The 21,043-nt window shown below is 56.5% G+C and carries 13 protein-coding genes; 1 reads left to right on the top strand and 12 read right to left on the bottom strand.

Features of this window, described 5'->3' with window-relative positions; translation table 11 throughout:
• Window positions 1-118: 118 nt before the first annotated feature.
• From K9N21_17070 to K9N21_17035, 8 genes are all read right to left on the bottom strand, one after another.
• Entirely contained in the window at window positions 119-808 is a 690-nt protein-coding gene (locus K9N21_17070; protein ID MCF8145626.1) for a response regulator, read from the bottom strand.
• A gap of 463 nt (window positions 809-1,271) precedes the next feature.
• Window positions 1,272-2,705: a sigma-54 dependent transcriptional regulator gene (locus K9N21_17065; protein MCF8145625.1), complete on the bottom strand. Its 1,434-nt coding sequence runs from the start codon at window positions 2,703-2,705 to the stop codon at window positions 1,272-1,274.
• 283 nt (window positions 2,706-2,988) lie between these two features.
• Window positions 2,989-5,025, bottom strand: coding sequence for a formate dehydrogenase subunit alpha (gene fdhF / locus K9N21_17060; GenBank protein MCF8145624.1), 2,037 nt, complete (start codon window positions 5,023-5,025; stop codon window positions 2,989-2,991).
• 61 nt (window positions 5,026-5,086) lie between these two features.
• Window positions 5,087-5,893 carry a 4Fe-4S dicluster domain-containing protein gene (locus tag K9N21_17055; GenBank protein ID MCF8145623.1) on the bottom strand — a complete coding sequence of 269 codons (807 nt, stop codon included), beginning with the start codon at window positions 5,891-5,893 and terminating at the stop codon, window positions 5,087-5,089.
• A 151-nt stretch (window positions 5,894-6,044) separates the two neighbouring features.
• Window positions 6,045-6,494, bottom strand: coding sequence for a hydrogenase iron-sulfur subunit (locus tag K9N21_17050; protein MCF8145622.1), 450 nt, complete (start codon window positions 6,492-6,494; stop codon window positions 6,045-6,047).
• Between the two features lie 74 nt (window positions 6,495-6,568).
• Window positions 6,569-8,245, bottom strand: coding sequence for a CoB--CoM heterodisulfide reductase iron-sulfur subunit A family protein (locus tag K9N21_17045; protein ID MCF8145621.1), 1,677 nt, complete (start codon window positions 8,243-8,245; stop codon window positions 6,569-6,571).
• Between the two features lie 82 nt (window positions 8,246-8,327).
• The gene (locus K9N21_17040) at window positions 8,328-9,863 is read right to left on the bottom strand and encodes a CoB--CoM heterodisulfide reductase iron-sulfur subunit A family protein (GenBank protein ID MCF8145620.1); all 1,536 of its coding nucleotides are present in this window, start codon (window positions 9,861-9,863) and stop codon (window positions 8,328-8,330) included.
• Between the two features lie 387 nt (window positions 9,864-10,250).
• Window positions 10,251-14,693: an FAD-dependent oxidoreductase gene (locus tag K9N21_17035; GenBank protein MCF8145619.1), complete on the bottom strand. Its 4,443-nt coding sequence runs from the start codon at window positions 14,691-14,693 to the stop codon at window positions 10,251-10,253.
• Between the two features lie 778 nt (window positions 14,694-15,471).
• Here K9N21_17035 and K9N21_17030 point away from each other — a divergent pair.
• Entirely contained in the window at window positions 15,472-16,047 is a 576-nt protein-coding gene (locus K9N21_17030) for an archaemetzincin family Zn-dependent metalloprotease (protein ID MCF8145618.1), read from the top strand.
• A 102-nt stretch (window positions 16,048-16,149) separates the two neighbouring features.
• On the opposite strand, the gene K9N21_17025 is transcribed toward K9N21_17030, so the two are convergent.
• The 4 genes from K9N21_17025 to K9N21_17010 form a co-directional block, all read right to left on the bottom strand.
• Entirely contained in the window at window positions 16,150-17,130 is a 981-nt protein-coding gene (locus tag K9N21_17025) for a glycine cleavage system protein H (protein MCF8145617.1), read from the bottom strand.
• 147 nt (window positions 17,131-17,277) lie between these two features.
• Window positions 17,278-18,276 carry a glycine cleavage system protein H gene (locus K9N21_17020; protein MCF8145616.1) on the bottom strand — a complete coding sequence of 333 codons (999 nt, stop codon included), beginning with the start codon at window positions 18,274-18,276 and terminating at the stop codon, window positions 17,278-17,280.
• 582 nt (window positions 18,277-18,858) lie between these two features.
• Window positions 18,859-19,989: a (Fe-S)-binding protein gene (locus K9N21_17015; protein ID MCF8145615.1), complete on the bottom strand. Its 1,131-nt coding sequence runs from the start codon at window positions 19,987-19,989 to the stop codon at window positions 18,859-18,861.
• 185 nt (window positions 19,990-20,174) lie between these two features.
• Window positions 20,175-21,017, bottom strand: a complete 843-nt coding sequence (locus tag K9N21_17010; protein ID MCF8145614.1) for an Mrp/NBP35 family ATP-binding protein — start codon at window positions 21,015-21,017, stop codon at window positions 20,175-20,177.
• Window positions 21,018-21,043 lie beyond the last annotated feature (26 nt).

Genomic DNA, 21,043 nt, shown 5'->3' with positions numbered 1-21,043 from the left:
AATTCCCCGTTATGAGTATTGACATGGAAAACAGTTGCCTTCCCAAAACCTGTGCCGCGTCCTCAAAATCGGATCAGCCCCGCAGGCAGGGTTCCGGGATCGCTCTCAAAAATCCGGATTACCAGGCCTCGCGCTCCAGCCGCTTGTAGACAAACATCAACTGCTTCTGGGTGAGTTCTCCCACATTCTCGTTGATCCATCTCAAATCACCCGATGCAACGGCCGCCTTTGCTTCGCTTGAGAGCCGGTAACCCTCCAGGGCGACGGGTCCGTTTTCCATCAAATCGCTCCAGAATGCCTTGTCTTCCGAAGTCCGGTTCAATGCCTGAATGACTTCCCTCTTCTGGATGAGTCTTCCTTCCGCAACCCTGGCATCCGGGAAAAGGGGCTCTGTGCTTTCTTCCACGCGCTCCTTCAGGGCCTCGCCGACAACCGCCTTGATCTGCTCCTCGGTAAACGGTTTGGGCAGGAAGTCATGGGCCCCTAATTTCATGGCCTCCACCGCATTGGCGGCGGTTCCGTATCCTGTAATCACCACCACCTCTGTGTCGGGTTTTTCAGCCTTGATCTTTCTGATGACCTCCATGCCGTCCATGTCCGGCAACCTGAGATCCGCCACCAGCAGGTCATACCGTTTCTCGTTGAATTCCTCTAAGGCCATGCCGCCCGTGCCTGCCAGATAGACATCATATCCTTCCTCGGTCAGGACCATCTCAAGGCCTTTGGCCACACTGAGGTCATCCTCCATCACCAGGATATGGGGCGGCGTCTGACCCCCTACCATTCTTTCTTGATGCAATGTTGTCATCTCCGTCCCTCCCTTTGTTCATTAAGTGTCAAGATGGCCTTTCAAAATGTTTCGATGCTGTTCTGATGCATTCGTAAAAAGTCAGAAAATGGCCTTTTTCGTCATTCCGGCGAAAGCCGGAATCCAGTAAACTCAATCGCTTATAAGAACCCTGGACCCCGTTTTTCAACGGGGTGACGACTTTTTACGAGACCATCAGTTTTGTCTATTAATAAAGCAATTGTGATGCCAAACATCTCAGGCCTCGGCCAGAGATGGCGAATGATCAGAAAAACCCAAAATATCAATCGGTTATATATACATGAACCAAAAATGAGGAACTGCCCCCGCACGGGCCGCCGTATAACTCTGTATATGCATAGGAGGGTGAAAAGCCGTTAATGCTTTTGATTTAAATGGGTTAGCCGCGTATAACAAGATATACGGCTGTATGGGGTCTCATACGGCGGAAGAACGAGGGCGCCTACTTGCCGGAAGGGTCCTCTGTGGATGCAGACTTTGGGGGGACTGTGGAAAGATGGTGTTTTTTCATCAGGGCGGAAAAGTTGGATCGCTGCATTCCCACCCGTCCGGCTGCCTGGGTGATGTTCCCCTTTTCAGCCAGAAGGGCCTGCTGTAGAAAGGCCCGCTCGATCTGGCCAAACCGGTTTTCCAGCAGGTCTTTCTTGACCGACCTGAGTTCCTCCAGGGTTTCGGGGATCCCGTCCCTGACTGACGGACCTTTCGTCTCCCAGTTATCCGTCAGGCTCCGGTTGTCCAGGATCCGTTCGTCGGCCAGGATGACCAGCCGCTCCACCGTGTTCCTGAGCTGGCGGACATTGCCCGGCCAGTCATAGCTGGTCAGCATTTCAAGGGCATCGTCTGAAAACCCGTCAATTCGTTTTCCGGTCGCCCGGCAGTACACACTCAGAAAATGGTAGAGGAGCCTCGGGATGTCATCCCTCCGCTCCCTCAGCGGGGGGATGAAGAGAGGAAATATGTTTAATCTGTAAAACAGGTCTTCCCGGAATGTCCCTTGGTCTACCATTGTTTTCAGGTCCCGGTTGGTGGCGGAAATGATGCGCACATCGGACAGTTTAGTATGGCTGCCCCCCACCGGTTTGAATTCCTGGGTCTCCATGGCCCGCAAGAGTTTGCCCTGAATACTCAGATCCAGATTGGCCACCTCATCCAGGAAGAAGGTGCCGCCGTCGGCCGCCTCAAAGACCCCGGCCTTATCCTTTACTGCGCCGGTAAAGGCCCCTTTGACATGTCCGAACAACTCGCTTTCCAGGAGGGATGGGGCAAAGGTGCTGCAGTCCACCGCAATAAACGCGCGGTCCGCCCGTTTGCTATGGGCATGTATGGCCTTGGCAAAAAGCTCCTTGCCCGTTCCCGTCTCCCCGCAGATCAGCACGGTGCTGTCGGTCGGCGCCACCTTTTTCAGGTCTTCAAATAATTTCAGGATATGAGGATTTTCACCGATGATGTCCCGAAACTCGCCCCGGTCGACAAGCTGCTGGCGCAGGTATCGATTCTCATCTTTAAGCCGCTTGTTTTCAACGGCCTTTTCCACGGCAATCAGCAGCTCATCATCTGCGAAAGGCTTGGAAAGATAGTCGAATGCGCCCGATTTCATGGCTTCCACCGCATTTTCCACGCTGGAGTAACCGGTCATCACAATTATATAGACACCCGGTCGTTCCCTCCTGAGGGTCTGGATGATCTCCAACCCATCCATATCAGGGAGTTTCATGTCCAACAGGGTCACATCGTATCCGCCGCCCAGTAGGATATCCAACCCTTTCCGACCCCATTGGCAGGTATCCACTGCATACCCCTCGTCGGCGAGTACCAATTTACATCCATCACAGATGGCCCTTTCATCGTCGATGACCAGAATTTTAGTGGATTTCATCTTGCCGGCCTCTTTTACCTTTCCCGAATGCGTCTCAGCCACACCGGGTAAATATCTCACACAAGCCTGCAACGCCGCAAAGTTTTTCTCATTTTTTTGGCAGGCTTGTAAGTAACGTCTGAACGAACCCCGGTTGTGAAAAGGGGTGGGGATTTCATTATAAGCGTTTCTTGGATACGCCCTTCAGGTAGAGCCTTTGGGGATCACACTGCCGGGTCAGATGTGGGAAGACGCGCCATATCTGCCCATATCTCCCTTATTGACCCGGCGGAAAGGTGAACCCTCAGGCAGCCTTCTCAAGCTTGACCGCACAGACCTTGAACTCCGGGATCTGGGCGATCGGGTCATGGGCAGGATTGGTCAGGACATTTACGTTGCTTTCAATAAAATGGAAGGGCATAAATACGAGTCCCTGCTGGACCCTGTCGGTAATGGCGGTCCGGGCCGTAATGGCCCCCCGCCGGGAGGTTATAATGACCCTGTCTCCCTGCAAAACCCCTAATTTGTCCGCGTCTTCGGGGTGGACCTCCAGAAATCCTTCCCGGATCTCGGCATCCAGGGAGGGGGAATTCCGGGTCATGGTGGCGGTGTGGTAATGGGCAAAGACCCTCCCGGTGGAAAGCCAGAGCGGAAATTCCTCGTCCACGATTTCTGCCGGGGGCCTGTATTCAATCGGATGAAACAGTCCCTTTCCCCTTGAGAACACCCCCTCATGCAGATATCGGGTTCCGGGATGATCCGCATGTGGGCAGGGCCATTGAAGCCCCTCACCCTCCAGGCGATCATAGGTGATCCCGCCGTACGACGGCGTCAGAGAGGCAATCTCCTGCATCACGGCTTCGGGCGAGGCATAGTTCATGGGATAGCCGAATCGGTTGGAAACCTCCTGGATGATCCGCCAATCGGGACGGGAGTCCCCCACCGGATCGACGGCCTGCCGGACCCGCATCACGCGCCTCTCGGTATTGCTGAACGTGCCGTCTTTTTCCGCAAAAGAGGTCCCGGGGAGGACCACATGGGCCAGTTCGGCAGTGGGGGTGAGAAAGATGTCCTGGACGATCAGGAGTTCAGCAGCCTCCAGGGCCTTTTTGACATGCTCGGTATCGGGATCGCTCTGTATCGGATTTTCACCCATGACATACAATGCCTTGACCGATCCGTCTGCCAGCCCTGTGAGCATTTGAGGGACCGTCCGACCCACCTTGTCCGACAGTGCGGCATTCCAGGCGCTTTCGAATTTCTTCTGAATATCCACCATATTTACCGGCTGATACCCGGGGTAAACATTGGGGAGCCCTCCCATGTCACAGGCCCCCTGAACATTGTTCTGCCCGCGGAGCGGGTTGACGCCGGTGGATTCCCTCCCCACATTTCCCGTGAGCATGGCCAGATTGGCCAGGGTCTTGACATTGTCCACTCCGGTGGTGTGCTGGGTGATCCCCATGCAGTAGACAATGGAGGCGGTTTCGGCCTTGGCATAGAGTTCGGCCATCCGGAGGATGTCTTCGGCGGCCACTCCTGTAATCTCGGCGGCCTTTTCCGGCGGGTAGTCTTTAATGACCTTTGAAAACGCCTCAAATTCCTCGGTCCGCTCCTGAATAAAGGAGAGATTGTGCCATCCCTTTTCGAGGATGACATGCATGATGCCGTTTAACAGGGCCACGTCGGTCCCCAGCTTATGGCGAACCGTAATATCCGCCAACGAGGATAGCTGGATCGTCCGGGGATCGGCAACGATAATCCTGGCCCCTTTTTTCTTGGCCCGGAAGATGCGTGTGGCCACCAGGGGATGAGAAGAAGTGGTATTGGATCCGATGATGAAGACACAGTCCGCGTCTTCAATTTCAGATATTGAATTGGTCATGGCCCCACTCCCGAACGCGGCGGCAAGACCTGCCACCGTGGAGGAGTGTCAGAGACGCGCGCAGTGATCCACGCTGTTGGTGCCCACCCCGGCCCGTGCGAACTTCTGGAGGAGATAATTCTCCTCATTGGTTACCTTTGCGGAGGTGAGAAAGGCGATGCTGTCGGCGCCGTCGGCCTCCTTGATCGCCTTGAGCCTGGAAGCCGTATAATCGATGGCCTCGTCCCAGTCCACTTCTTTGAGGACCCCGTCCTTGCGGAGGAGCGGCCGTGTCAGCCGCCGGGGACTTTGTATAAACTCATGAACGTTCCATCCCTTGATGCAGAGTTTTCCCTCGTTCACGGGATGGGTCTTGCAGGGGATCGTATCGATGACCTGACCGTCAAGCACCTCCAGGTAAAAATTACAGCCGCAGCCGCAATAGGTGCACGTGGTCAGCACAGTCCGGTAGTCCATGTAAATAAACCTTCCTCTCTTTCCGGTTACTCGCCCTTGCCGGAGGGGTGATTGATATGAATCAATCGGTGGATGACGGCTGCATCAGAATATTGAAGGGCGATTTTGCGTGCAGCTCCTGTCCCGGCCGGTAATGGAATTCCTCATCCACGATATCCGCCACCTTCTTGTACAGGGTCCTGAGCGGAATATCGGCAGGACAGGCCTCATTGCAAAGGCCGCAATCGATGCACCGGCCCACCATATGCACGGCCCGGGTCAGATGGAACATGGGGATCTCGGGCGGGATGGCCCCGCTGCTCACCAGGCCGTCGTCTTCAAGCGTGCAGTCATTGCAGAAACACATGGGACAGACATCCCTGCACCCGTAGCATTTGATGCATTTTGAAAATTCCTTCAGCCACGCGTCAAAGCGCCCGGCCACATCCAGGGCGTCCAACCGGGCCACCGATTCGGCGATACATCCGTCGGCCTTTTCACCGGCCACCAATTCATCCGGAAAGGGCTTTGAACATTCACAGGCCTCAGCCAGTTCCTGAACGCAGGCGATGCCCACCGGGACCACCTTTTCCGGATTGAGCTGGTTCCAGGTGTACAGGACCTTCAACCCCCGTTCATCGCATCCTCGCACCAGCACACCAAAGACATGCTCAGGATGTTTTCGGGCAATATGGATGAGCTGTTTGTTGAGGGAGTACCGGGCATCTCCCGGCGCCCTCCAATCCCCGATGACCAGATTGTCCAGGTCTTCCCCGTCGCAAAACAGGTGAGGACCTGTGTTTCCGTATTTGTTACTCAAGCCTAGAAATCCCTGGACCTCCCCGGATGCCAGGAGATCTCTGACCCGTTCTTTCACCTTTTCGATCATATCGCCACCTTAATAACCCAAGACCAACAATTTGTCACACAGGGGCACAGAGACAGAAAGAAAAACAAAACCCCTTTGCGGCTTCGTGGCTTTGTGTGAGTCCCGCCTGGGCGGGATTGGTTTCGGAAATCCGCATTATAAAGGCCTATGATTAAGCGGCCAGGGCCGTTTTCAAGCGGGATTCCACCTCTTTTACGGGTGAAGGGCCCAGCCCCCTCAGGGTTTCGACAAAATCCCGTATCTCTTCAGCGAATTCAGGCCCCTCGGCCGAAGAGATCCATCGGGCGCGCAACCGGTCTTCCTCGATCCCGCTGAACCCCAGAAGCTTTCGGAGAAATCTTATCCGCTTATCTGTTGCGTAATTACCATACAGGTAATGGCATTCACCCAGGTGTCACCCGCCCACAAAAACGCCGTCCACCCCCTGTTGAAACGCCCTCAGGATATGGTGCGGCGAAACGCTCGCAGAACACATCACCCGGACGGTCCGGATGTTCGTGGGATACTGCAGTCGACTGACCCCAGCCAGGTCAGCAGCAGCGTATGCTCACCAGGTGCACAAAAAGCATATGATCTTGGGCTCAAAACTGTTTTCGGTCATGAATCATCCTCTTATGAGCGTTGAGTTTAGATTGAAGTCCGGCTTTCATTCACTGTCCAGCACCCGGTATCCGGTTACACCGCCCGTATCTGCGCCAGAAGCTGCTCCGGCTTGAATCCCTTGAGCCTGGCACTCTGCGACGGGCAGGTGGCGGCGCAGCATCCGCACCCCTTGCACAGGACGGTGTTGACCTCGCAAATATTCTTTTCAGGGAGATACGTGATCGCCTCGTAAGGGCACATTTCCATGCATCCCATGCACCCGACACAGGATTCCGGATCGATCTCGGCCACAATGGCGCTGGTGATGAGCTTGTCCTTGAACAAAATGGTGGCGATCCTTGAAGACGCCCCCAACCCCTGGGACACGGCCTCTTCCACATTTGCCGGGTATCGGGCCGATCCGCATACGAAAATACCGTCCGTGGCAAAATCAAGGGGCCTCAGCTTGGCATGGGCTTCCAAGAAAAAACCGTTCTGGTCCACCGGGACCCTCAGGAGTTGAGACAGGGCCTGGGCCCCCTCTCTCGGCACCAAAGGCGTGGACAGGACCACCAGGTCACAGGGAATCTCCGTCATTTCCCCTGTAAGCGGCCGATAGAACCGGACTCTGTCCTCCGCCACCATTGGCGGCCGATCCGGTGAAAATACATCGAACCGGACCCCTTCCCCCCTGGCGTCCCAGAGCATCTGTTCATTTTCCGTCCCGTACATCTGCATGTCCCTGTAGAGGATATGAACGTCCGCCTCCGGATTCTGCTCCTTGATCAGCCGGGCGTTCTTGACCGCGGTCCGGCAACAGATCCTGGAACAGTATTCCCTCTCCGGAGAACGGGCCCCCACGCACTGGATCATCACCACCCGCCGGGCGTCCATTGCACCGGATAAGAGACGTTGCTCCAACTCCATCTGGGTGACGACCCCGGCCCCGTCATACCCGTACAGACCTTCCGGCTTCAGGGGAACGGCCCCGGTGGCCACGACAATACACCCCACCTTTTCATGAATCGCATCGCCCCCATCGGGACGGATGGTAATCTCAAAATTGCCGATGTACCCCCCCACCTCTTCCACCCGTGAACCGAGGTAAAGCGTGGCATTGGGATTGGCCTTGATGGATTCCGTCATCTGCAAAACGCGGTCAGCGGCCTTTTCCCCATGGGGGGCCAACCGGTTGATCTGTCTGAGGAGCCCCCCTGCTTCTGTCTCCTTTTCCACCAGAACCACCTCCAGGCCCATGTCCGCCAGGCTCCCTGCCGCAGACAGACCGGCAACGCCCCCGCCGATCACCAGCACCCTGGGAATCAGTGAGGCCTCGATGTCCTGCTGGGGTTCCAGAAAGGCCGCTTTGGATACCCCCATCCGCACCAGGTCTTTTGCCTTCAGGGTGGCATCTTCCCGCTCCTGCATGTGGACCCAGGAACACTGATCCCTGATGTTCACCATCTCAAACAGGTAAGGGTTCAGCTGGGCCGCGGCACAGGAGTTCTGAAAGAGGGGCTGATGTGTGCGCGGGGAGCAGGATGCCACCACAACCCGGTTCAGATTCTGTTCCTTGATACCCTTCTGAATCTCTCCGATCCCGGCCTCGGAACAGGTGTACAGGTTTTCTTTGGCATACACCACTCCAGGCAAGTTGGAGGCATAATCCGTAACCGAAGCGCAATCCAGATGTCCGGCGATATTGGAGCCGCAGTCGCAGATAAATACGCCGATCCGCAACTCGTCTGCTTGAGGCTTTTTTCCACTCATCTTGGTAACGATCTCCATGTCAGCGCCTGCTCGTCAGCGCCAGGGTCTATCTTTTTCAATTTTCACTTCCAATTTTTCAATTTCAAGACGCCTTCCGCAGGTTGGCCGCTGACACGATCTGCGCGGCCCGGGCCGCGGCCGCGCTGGCCTGGGCCACCGATTCCGGAATATCCATCGGTCCGTGGGCGCAACCACAGGTGAAAACGCCCGGCCGGGTCGTATCCACAGGCTGTGACGTCCCGGTCTTGAAGAACCCGAACCGGTTCAGTTCGATCCCCAGTATCTCTGCCAGGCGGTCCACCCCCTCGCTGGGGGCGCAGGCGGTGGCTAAAATCACCAGATCGAAATCCTGGGAAATGACCTTTCTCTCCCGGGTATCCTCATAGGTTACCACCGGATTCCGGTAAGGTCCTTCTGTAATCTCCGCCACCCGGCCGCGAACATAGCTGATTCCCGACTGGTTGCCTCCCCGGATTTTGTATTCCTCAAAACCCTTTCCCACGGCCCGGATGTCCATTCCGAAGATGACGGAGGTGGTCTCCTTTTCATGCTCGTTGGCGATAATGGCCTCCTTGATGGAATGCATGCAGCAGAAACCCGAACAGAACGGATAAAACCGGAAATCCCTGGACCCCACACATTGAATAAAGGCCAGTCGCTTGGCCACATCAACGCCTTCCGCCTCCTTTTTCAGCGCCTCAAGCGGCGCCAGAAGGGCCAGGTGGGACGCGTATTTTTCCGCCCATTTTCCGCGATCCGCATCCCCCTCGTATTCGCCCTTCTGATAGGCGTCGTAAAAGGCGGCCGATGCCTGATCATATTTCTGCTCAAATTTACCAAGGGCCTTTTCCGATTTCTTCACATCCTTTTCAAGGGCTTCGATCTCCGCCTCCAAAAGGAGGTCCGACGGGCGGTGCAGATGTCCGGACGTGGGGCCGCTGGCGCTCAGGAGTCTTTCGAGCTCGATGGCCGTAATGACATTGGGAAGCTGGCAATACTGGTATTCAGGGATCCGGGAGGGATCGAAGACCTTGTATCCGGAGGCCACGATAATGGCCCCCACATCCAGCGTCACCATCCGGTCCTTCTGATCGAAATTGACGGCCTCGGCCTGGCAGACTTTCTGACAGATACCGCACTTCTTGCCGTTCAACTGCCGGCAATGATCGGGATCGATGGTATGGGTCGAGGGGATGCCCTGGGCAAACCAGCTGTATATGGCCTTTCGCGTCCCCAGGCCCTCATTGAACGCATCAGGGAGCACGGTCGGACACTTTTCCTTGCAGGCGCCGCACCCGGTGCACCGGTCTTCCTCCACATACCGGGCCTTTCTCCTGACCGTCGCCCTGAAATTGCCGCTATCGCCGGCCACCTCCTCCACTTCGGAGTAGGCCATCAGATCAATATTGGGATGCCGACCGACATCCAGCATCTTGGGCGAAAGAATTCAGATGGCACAGTCGTTGGTGGGAAAGGTCTTGTCCAATTGGGCCATCTTCCCGCCGATACTGGGAAGGCTTTCCACCAGATACACATGGATCCCCATTTCTGCGAGATCCAGTGACGCCTGTATCCCGGCGATGCCCCCTCCGATAACGAGAATGTCTTTGTTCACCATGTCTCTCCTGTTATTCTTTTATCCGGTCTCAACTATTTTTCTAAGATGATCTGCAATCTTTATCCTAAGGCGGCCTGACAGCCGCAACCAAACAGGTTTCCCCTATGGACGCCCGTGGGGGTCTCTGCCCAAGAGCTGCAATAAAATGCGGTCGTATGGTTCGGCGGCCGCCCCCGGGCTCCAAATAATGTTTATGGAAAGGCAGCAAGGACATACCGTCCCATGAAAGGCTGTACTTGGGGCTGGAACAGACTGAATTGTAAAGCCCTGCTGCCGTCCCCAGGAGCTGTATTCGGTTTTTGTCCCGCCTCCTGGGCGGGAGGCAGAGACCCCCACGGGCAAACCTCTTCGCACGTTACAGAGAAGTTACAGACAAAGCGTCTATTCTCAATTCAAGGCCGCATCCACCATGGTCAGCACTTCCCCGTCATCATAGTGGAAAACGGACGCCGCCCCTGTGGGGCAGGCCACCGAACAGGCCCCGCATCCCTTGCAGAGGGCCTCCTGGACCCGGGAGACCTTTCCGCCCCCCTCCGCGTCCACAAGAGATATGGCGGCAAAGGGGCAGGCCTCCACACACAGGCCGCACCCGAGACAGTAATATTCATTCACATGGGAGACCACGCCCTCTACCGTGAGGTATTCCTTGGAAAGGACCACCGAGGCCCTCGAGGACGCCGCCTTGGCCTGGGCAATGCTCTCTTCAATCGGCTTCGGGTAATGGGCCATTCCGGCCAGGAAAACCCCTTCTGTGGCGAATTCAACCGGCCTCAGCTTGGCGTGGGCCTCCATAAAAAACCCGTCTTCATTCAGGGAAAGCTTAAACATCTGGGCCAGGGCAGTATTGTCCCGCGGCACAATGGCCGAGGCCAGTACCACCAGATCGGGATGGATGCGGATCTGCCGGTCCAGGATGGGGTCCCGGACGATCACGGAGACGGCATCCCCGTCTGTTTCAACGACCGGCTTCTGATCCGGGGTGTACCGGATAAAAACCACCCCCTGGCGTCTGGCCTCCCGGTAAAGGGCCTCTCTCTGGCCGTATGTCCGGATGTCCCGATATAATACATACACCTCCATTTCCGGATTCAGCGCCTTCAGTTCCAGTGCTGAGGTCATGGTATGGGTGCAGCAGACCTTGGAGCAGTAGGGTCTTTCCGGTTCCCTGGAGCCGACGCACTGGATAAAAACAGCCCTTTTCGCCCCGGTAATCCGGGGGTCTTCCGCCTTAAGGGCCGCATCGAGATCCCGGTGCGTCAACACCCGGTTGTCCCTGTTGTACAGATATTCCACCGGGGTGTATTCTTCAGCCCCCGTTGCCACAATGACGGCCCCGTGCCTCACCGAACGATCAACGCCGTTTTGTGAAATCACGGTCTCATAATTCCCCACGAAACCGGAGGCCCCGGTGACCGCGGATTCCTTGAAAATCTCTATTTCCGGATGGGCTTCCACCCGGGCGGTCATCTCTTTCACCTTCTCTGCAATGTCGTCGCCGCGCCAGCTCCTGGAAAGACCCAAGGCGTTTCCGCCCAAATCGCCGGCCCGTTCCACCAAAAAGACATGAAACCCCTGATCGGCCAGACCCAGGGCCGCACTCATCCCTGCGACGCCCCCGCCCATCACCAGCGCCCTGCTGTCCACCGGAACCGTCGGCTGGGGAAGGGGCTGGATCAACTGGGCCCTGGCCACCGCCATCCGGACCAGGTCCTTTGACTTGCTCGTGGCCTCATCTCTTTCCTTGCTGTGGACCCAGGAACATTGATTCCTTATGTTGGACATCTCGAAAAGGTATTTATTCAACCCCGCGTCTTTCAGGGTCTCCCGGAACAGCTCCTCATGGGTCCTCGGGGTACAGGCCGCCACAACCACCCGGTTGAGCCCCTCCCGCTGGATGGCCTCCTTCATCTTGTCCTGCGTGTCCTGAGAGCAGGTGAAGAGGTTTTCCTCCACATAGAAAACCCCCGGAAGGGTGCGGGCATATTCCGCAACTGCCGGCACATCCACGATCCCTCCGATATTGGTGCCGCAGTTGCAGACGAAGACACCGATTCGCGGCGCTTCGGCAGACACATCCCTCTCATCGGGGTAGGTCCTTTCCCTGACCAGGGTTCCCCGGGCAGAAGAGAGGGCCGCCTTGGCATCGCAGGCCGCTGCACTGGCCTCCATGACGGAGTAGGGGATGTCTTTGGGTTCCTGAAAGGCCCCGCATATATATACCCCTTTTCTGGATGTCTCCACCGGGCTGAAGGTCCCTGTCTCCACAAAATCGTCCCCGTCCAGTTCCACGCCCAGACGATGGGCCGTTTCAACCAGCTGCCTCGGCGTCTCCAGTCCCACGGACAGAACCACCAGATCAAAGGTCTCCCTATGGATCCGGCCGCCCTCGTCCGCATATTCCAGGATCAGGTCTCCGGTATCGGCCTGTTCGGAGATGGAATGGATCCTGGAACGGATGAACCTGACCCCCTGTTCGTCCCTGGCACGCTCATAATACTTCTCAAAATCCTTCCCATAGGTCCTCATGTCCATGAAGAATATGGCGGCATCCAGATCGTGTTCCGAGTGCTCTTTGGCAATGACCGCCTCTTTGATGGCATACATGCAGCAGACAGAAGAACAATAGGAGTGATCGCATCGGTTGACGTCCCGCGATCCCACACACTGGAGCCAGGCGATCTTCCGGGGTTCCCGCCCATCGGAGGGTCTCTGCAGGTGACCCTGGTACGGGCCTGTGGCGCTCAGGATCCGTTCAAATTCCATGGAGGTGACCACATTGGGACTGGCGGCGTAATGATAGGTGTCAAACCGGCCCGGGTCAAAGGCCTGAAATCCCGGGGCCATGATCACGGATCCCACATTGATGGACAGGGTCTCCGGCTGCTGTGCATGGGTCTCCATGGTGACTGCGCCGGCCTTGCATGCCTCCACACACTGGAGACATTCGCAACAGTAACCGCAGTTCAGACAGCGGCCCGCCTCTTCCTTTCCCGCTTCCTCCTGATAGCCTAATTCCACCTCTTTGAAGTTGCCGGTCCTTTCCCCGAGGGGAAGCTCCGGCATATGGGCCCTTGAGCGCCGCGGTGCATCTTCGGGGATCGGGCGGTAGGCCGGGTTTTCATTGATCAGGGGGGCGCGGCCCTCTGCCATGTCGCGGCCGTCCAAATATCTGACGATGGATTCCGCGGCCTCGCGTCCCGCCGCAATGGCGCCGATAGCCACCCAGGGTCCGGTCTGGAGATCGCCGCCGGCAAAGACCCCCTTGCGGCCGGTTTCATAGGTCACCGGGTCCACTTCAGCGGTGCCCCATCTGGAAAAGGCCAGATCCGCGGCATCTTCCAGGGCCGACAGGTCGGGCGTCTGACCGATGGCGGGGATCACCTGGTCGATCTCTATATCGTACTCGCTCCCGGGAATCGGGATCGGGCGTCTCCTGCCGGAGGAATCGGGTTCCCTCAGTTCCATTCGAATGCATCGCAGCCCGGTTGCCCGCCCGTCTGTGGTCAGAACCTCCTGAGGCGCACACAGATAGGCGACGCTGACGCCCTCTGCCTCTGCCGCCTGAATCTCCTCTTCCCAGGCAGGCATTTCATCCCGGGTACGGCGGTAGAGGATCATCACTTCTTCGGCGCCCAATCGGACCGCGCATCGGGACACGTCAATGGCCACATTCCCGCCCCCGATAATGGCCACCCGTTTTCCCACCGGGGCCTTTCCATTCAGGTTCACTTCCCTAAGGAAGTCAACCCCCTGGCGAACGCCCTGGGCCTTTTCTCCGGGGATCCCCAGTTCGATCCCTTTATGTGCCCCAAGGGCCAGGTACACCGCCTGGTACCCGGTATTCATGAGATCCTCGATGCCCAGATCCGGTCCCAGGGGCGTATCGGTCTTGATCTCGACCCCCAGGTTTCGGATCAGCTCGATCTCCCTGTCCAGGACCTCCCGGGGCAGACGATGGGCCGGGATCCCCACCCGCAGCATCCCTCCGGGCTCGGAAAGGGCCTCGAAGATCGTGGATGAAATCCCTTTCCGCGCCAGGTGATAGGCGGCCGAAAGCCCTGCAGGGCCCGAACCGATAATGGCCACCTTTTCGTCCCGGCGGGGGAGGCATTCGATCTTTACATCCCTGGGATCAAACTGATCAGCGGCCAGCCTCTTGAGATCGCGGATGGCCACCGGCTCATCCACCTCGCACCGGCGGCAGGCATCCTCGCAGCCGTGGGGACAGATCCGTCCCAATACGCCGGGGAGGGGAAGGTCCTCCATGATGATCTTCAGGGCCGCTTCATACTTGCCCTGTTTCACCATCTGAACATATCCCTGCACATTGAGTCCGGCAGGGCAGGCCAGACGGCAGGGGGCCTTATCTGTCTTCTGAATGGCAAAGGCCCCGGGGATGGCCTGGGCGTATTTCTTGAAGGTGGCTTTTCGGCCAATCAGTCCCTGATCGTATTCACTGGGGAGGGACACCGGACATACCGCGGCGCAATCGCCGCATGCCGTGCACTTGCCTTCATCGATATAACGGGGAGTCTTGTGGAGGGTGACTTCGAAATTTCCTTCGCTGCCCTCGACCTGTTCCACTTCTGCGCAGGTTATCAGATTGATGTTGAGATGCCGGCCGACCTCGACCAGTTTAGGAGAGATAATTCACATGGCGCAGTCATTGGTGGGAAACGTCTTATCCAGTTCGCTCATGACACCGCCGATGGCGGGCGATTTCTCCACAAGATGAACAAAATATCCCGAATCAGCGAGATCCAGAGCAGACTGCATCCCTGCAATCCCACCGCCGATAACCATAACCGACCCGACTGTTTTTTCTGCCATGCACCACTCCTTCAACACCTGCGGCTTTCACCTGCCCGCAGTGAGTAATCCGAGTAAAACCGCCAGCCCCGATGGGACCCGCCGAAAACCTGTCTTGACAAGCTTGCTGCAAACCACTACGCTGTTTCTTTCCCGTTGCGTTCCGCAAAATTAGGTGGTTTTGGATCTGATGTCAATGATAAAATGGGCGTACTTGGATGGGCGTTCGGCACAAACTACCCTTCCCTTCATCTTGGGCCTGACGCCCGCCGCCGCGTGTGAAACCCGAGTGCTTCAAGATATCGGCGATCCTCCTCTTACCGGCACAGTTACAGTGTGCGGCGGTCCTCTCTGCAAGAACGTCCCTGGGAAAACGACCCTTGATTACACGACCTCATGATACCCACACCGCACACTCATTCTCACTGATCCCGGCCCCAGAAAGCGGGAATCGGACGGCCGAAGTCATGGGTCTGAAAACAACCCCTTCGACCGCTCTTTCACCGGATATCCCGGGGACCCGACCCTGCGGCCTCGGCATCCTGTGGTACCTTGGTCTTACCTCTCCCGGAGGGTTCTTTCTGTGGAAAAATGCGTCGTGTCAGGTTGAAAAGAGATTTTCAGCGGACTTCTTCGGGTTGGCAATATTAAAAGATCGGCAAGGACAGACGTGGCCGGCCGGCGGGAAGAAACCCGGGCAAGGAGGGTATTCGGGGACATATATCCTTCTACAACGGGATGGTAAGGATTGATTCAGCACCTTAAACCCCGTGTAACATTTTTTCGTCAAGAGACCCGCTTGAGCGCATCCAATAAGAACACTATTCTCATTTCCCCCCTGTGCGAACTGAACCCTCTGCTCGCAGGCCACATCTGCAGGGAGGTCACTCGGGTGTTCGGATATCCGACGGAAATCCATCCCCTCCTGAGCGACGTCGAATTTGTCATGGACCAGGATCGGCTCCAGTATCATTCCACGCCCATCCTCGAAAGGCTTGCCCAGGCGGCCCCGCCCAACGCACTGAAGGTGTTGGCCATTGTGGCGGTGGATCTCTTTATCCCCATCCTTACCCATGTCTATGGCGAGGCCCAGTTGGGCGGACGGGCATGCGTGGTCTCCACCTTTCGGCTCAGAGAGGGGCTATTGCCGGCCAGCCATCCAGAGGATTTGCGTTTCCGGCTTGTGAAGGAGGCGGTTCATGAGCTTGGACATACCTTTTCGCTCCACCACTGTAAGGATCCCTCCTGTATCATGCATTACTGCCGTAGTGTAAAGGATGTGGACAAGAAGTCTATGGAACTCTGCCGCTATTGCAGGATCTTGCTGAACGATGAGATAAAGAGAAATTCGGGAATTGAGGAATTGAGGAATTGAAGAATTATTTCTCTCTCAGCACGTTAAGCCTTCGACTTCAGGATTCAACGCACTGAAACAGAGCAGGGGTTCCTATATCAAGCCTCTGGGTCGGCAATCGGTCTAAGCGGCTCTGAGAAATTTCCGGGTCAGTCTTTCCCATCCAAGGGCCGGCATATTTCCAAAAATATCCGTCCCCAGGTCCCCGCCGTCCGCTGCAAGAGGCCCGGCGACCTCTTCTATGAGCTGATAGAGGTCGTTCACCTCGGTTTCCATAAAGACCTCGGTTTCCCGGTGAATCATCAATTTCTTGAGATCGTGGCGAAGACCCGTGGAATGGACGCTCATGACCCAGCCTTCTGAATAGGGGTCACTGCCGGCCAGGGACCCGTCCTCCCAGAGCCTCGGGTTGACGGCCACCACGATCCCGCTGACAGGGGAAAGGATGTTTGCCTCAAGTTTCCCCCGGGACGCCACAATATCCGGCCGGTCCTGGCGGACCTCCCGGCCCAGCAGGGGAGACCGGATGCGGTCAAAAGGGCCCAAGAGGCCTGAGGCGAACGCATCGATGCCCACCCGGACCCGGGCCCCGTCCTCCACCTTGACCCACGCGTGCCCCGGGTGAAAATAGTATCCCTGGGGAACCATGAATCCTTTCACTTCCATCGGATCAATCGGCTTGACCACCGTGTGAACGGCAAACTGATCATTATAGAACTGATCAAACCCGCAATTCTCACAATGATAATCATGGTGACACGCCCGGAATTCGATGCGTCCCTTCATATGGTGGATGCACGGCCGTCGGGAGAGGGGCCTTGCTCTCAACTTGTCCTTCCAGGAGACGATCTTCCCCCGTTTTCCCGTGAGCCCCATCCCCTCCTGCATGCCGCTTCGGTTCCGATCGGCGGCTTTTCCCAGGGCCTTGTCGAATTTACAGGAAATACACGCATAATTGGTCTTGCAGAACTTCCGGGAAACCACCCCGCCCTGCATCCAGATGCAAGGCGACCGTTCCCCGGGTGATCTTCGGTTTACCTGATGTGGCGCCATATCCATCTCCATGGTCGCAGATAGGTTCAAGGCGGAGGGACTCGGTTTCACGTCTCCCTCCCGGTCGAACCGCGCCCGTTGCCGTCTGCGGCCCTGTCCATACGAAATTTCCGTTCATCGTGCCGTCCCAGAGGCGTCGTCTTTGCCTCACCCCCGAATCCCTGGGGGGGAATGGCCGGCACGGGGAACATCTTCGGCTCACGTCTTGAGGAAGGTCCTGGTGAGATTTTGCCAGCCCAACCCTGGGAGATTTCCAAAGATGTCATCGGCAAGATACCCCCCGTCCGCGGCCAGCGGCCCTGCGACCTCTGCCACCATGGTTTCCAGTTTCCCGATCTCATGGTCCATCCAGGTGATGGTGTCAGCATCTGCCATAAGGGCGTTGACGGCCTTCTTAACGTCGGGCGTCCGTATCATAAAAACCCACCCCTCTTCGTAGGGGTTCTCATTGGCAAGCCCGGGCCTTTCACTCAATGCCGCATTCACTTCCATGATCACCCCGTTTACCGGCGAAAGGACCTCCGCGTCATTCTCTTTCCGCTTCAGTCCCCAACCCGGGCGATCCTTGTCCACCTCCTTACCCATGAGGGGAAGATCCATGACGTCGGCCCTTCCCAGAAGTTTCAAGGCAAAATCATCCATCCCCACCCGGATACATCCGCCACTTTCGATCCTGGCCCATGTGTGTCCGTTATGAAAATAATATCCCATCGGAACATTGAAACCTTTTACCTGTTGCGTCTCGTAGGGAATCGTCTTGGTCTTCATGCTCCACACGTCCTCGAAAAACTGATCGAAATCACACGTGGAACAGGCGTAGTCATAGGCGCAGGCGCGGCTGGCGACGCGGCCGGTCAGGCTGTGCCTGCACACCCGGTTCAGACCGGGCCGTTTCCGCATGGCGTCCTGCCAGCTAATCTGTTTTCCTTTCTTCACCTTCCCCCGCATCCCCAGATCATACTTACAGGTGGTGCAGTCAAAGAAATTGTTGCAATTCTTGAATTCCACGGCACCGGCCTGCATCCAGATGCAGGGATGGCTTGTAACCGCCCGCTTATCCGGTTTAACCATCCATACCTGGCCTCCCAGGACAGTGGGGATATCCGACCCGGCGGTTAAATCCTGGTCAGCCCCTTTCCTGTATGAAGACCCGTACCCGATCTCGCTTCTTCTGCCCTTCTTGATCTCTTCGGCCATTTTTTTCTCCTTTTCTTTTATTCGTTGGGTGTGGTGTTGCCCTAATTATAGAGCAAGGCCTGTGCCATTTGAGGCGACCGATCCTTGTTCTGAGGATAACCTATTGATATTTAATATAATGTCAGGATGTGAAGGGCTGGCGGGGGAATCAGAGAAGATTTTTTATGCAACAGACATGCTGCATATTTCAACATCTCTTGGCAAAACATATTTTGCTAATCCCTGTTTATGGGAAATAGTATATTAAATTAAATGACTTGCATATGTGTTGTGATTTGCAACACCCCCGTAGCGCTTTTCTACAATAGGGAGTGGGTATCTGCTGCCAGGACATCACGCCGAGCCCTGAAAGGGAGGAAATCGTCGAAGATCGTTAGGGCCGGGCCCCATCCCTGATATGGGACAGCCGGGGCCGAGGCCTTTCTGCGTCAATGGGATATGCCGGGGATTGACTGACATATGGAATTCAGCCCAAGGATGCGGTGAAAGGAAAAACCCGAAGCACTTCTTGGGGATTGTGACGGATCCAACCATAAGAACTGCTCTTGACAGGGTGCCGTCCAAGGGACTTTTTATGAGCGATCATCCATTATTGCTCTCCGACAGCCCCTCTGAGAGGTAGACGTACAAATCTGTCACCTTCAGATCCAATTCAGCCGTGTTCCGGGCGCAGGAGAGATGAATGTGGCACTTGGGACAGGCGGTTATCAGCGTATCGGCCCCGGTCTGCAACGCCTCATCCAGCCGCTCAATGCGCATGGCCTTTGAGCAGTTGGAGCACTCCATCCACGCACTGGTGCCGCAGCACAGTGCATTTTCTCTGTTGCGGCCCATCTCCACCAGGCGGCTTTCCGGGATCAGTTTCAACAGTTCTCGAGGTTGCTCATAGAGACCTGCCCCCCTGCCCAGCCGGCATGGATCGTGAAAGGTTAACGCGCCGTTTTGGGAAGGCTTGAAAGAAAGCCCGGAGCCCGGCAGTTCACGGGCCAGGAATTCGGTCATATGAAGGGTTTCAAACGGGAGTTCCCCAAAATATTTGGGATAATGTGTCTTAAAGGTGGTATATCCTTCAGGGCAACTGAAGAGGACGGTCTTGGCCCCTGAGGAGGCGATTACCTCCATATTGCGTTCGGCCAATTTGCGGAAGGTCTCCTCATTTCCGCTCCATAAGGCATCATGCCCGCAGCACCGTTCTTCATTGCTGATAACAGGGGTAATCCCCATCCTGTTGAGAATGGTGAGGACCCCCCGTGCGCTCTGGAGCGGTGATATATCCAGGTAGTTAAAGATAACGTTAAAATAGGGAAGACACCCCACAAAATAGAAATACTCTCCTTGGTCTGAAAAAACGCCCGTTTCCCCGGCCCAATCCGTGCGCCGCTGTCGGACTTCACCCGTCTGGAGCCCGGCAATGGATTGCAGCATACCGTGATGACTCTCAAAAGGGAGATTCCCGGTCCGCCGGGCCTTCTGCCGGAAGGACCGGATGAATTCGGGGAAATCGATCTCGACCGGGCACCTTGTGCTGCATCGTGCACAGCTCAGGCACGCCCATATCTCATGGGCCCCGGAAAGATCTCCGTCCGGTTCCTTCATGGCCCGTTTGATCATCTGACGGGGCGAAAAAGAAGGAAGCACCCTGCTGACCGGGCAGCTCCCGGTGCATACCCCGCATTCCATGCAGTAATCGATCTGGTTTTGAGTAAGCTCCATTGTCTGTTCCGTTTTATTGATGAAATAGCATTGGCGAGGAGAATTCATTTATATGTTGTGACCGCTCTACAGCTGTCCTCAATACCATGAAGCGCCCCCTGCTGCAAGCTAAAATTGGCCGGAGCCCCAAACTGCGTTTCCCGCATGGGCGCATCTGCAGGGGATATTAAACGATGACCGATTCATCAATTCACTGGCTGGGTCGGACCAAACTTTTCCAGTATCTTTTTGTAGGCGGCGTTTATCTCCAGATCCGATCTGGCCATGAGGGTCTTGAGATCCCCTCTGTCGCCTGAAACCACCATTCCCCCATCCATGGGGATCCGGCCCAGAAAGGGAACCCCCATCTGGGAGGCCATGAGTTCGCCGCCGCCCGTCCCGAACATCGGCACGGTCTCACCGCAACCTGAGCATATCAGACCGCTCATGTTTTCCACGACCCCCAGGATCTTCATGTCCACCTGTCGGCAGAAATTAATCGATTTCCGGACGTCCGCCAGGCTGATCTCCTGGGGGGTGGTCACAATAACCGCCTCTGCATCAGGGATCGTCTGTGCCACGGTCAACGGCTCATCTCCGGTGCCCGGCGGCGAATCCACCAGCAGATAATCGAGGTCTCCCCATTCAATATCAGAGATGAACTGCCGGATGGCGCTGATCTTCATCGGTCCCCGCCAGATCACCGCCGTATCCTTGTCTCCAAGCATCATCTCCAGGGTGACGATGCGGAGGGTGTCGGAGAAGCGGTAGGGCCTGACCACCCCTTCTTCGCTCATATCAAAACCGCCCTGAACGTTCATGAGCCTCGCAATGGTGGGGCCGTGCAGGTCCACATCCAGGAGCCCGACCCGGCTGCCGTTTTGGCTCAAGAGGAGGGCAAGATAGGCGGCCACCGTACTTTTCCCCACCCCGCCCTTTCCGCTCATCACCAATATCTTCCGGCCGATGCGTCCAAGATTGGCCTCAATCATCTTGTCCTGCTGGGCACGCTCAAAATCGCCGGGGGTGTTGCATGCAGCATTTTCCATGTCCCGAATCCTTTCATTTCCTCGCT

The sequence above is a fragment of the Deltaproteobacteria bacterium genome (assembly GCA_021737785.1).
Taxonomy (GTDB): Bacteria; Desulfobacterota; DSM-4660; order Desulfatiglandales; family Desulfatiglandaceae; genus AUK324.
Note: the sequence above shows the minus strand (reverse complement) of the source record. Positions and strands in the feature narration are given on the sequence as shown.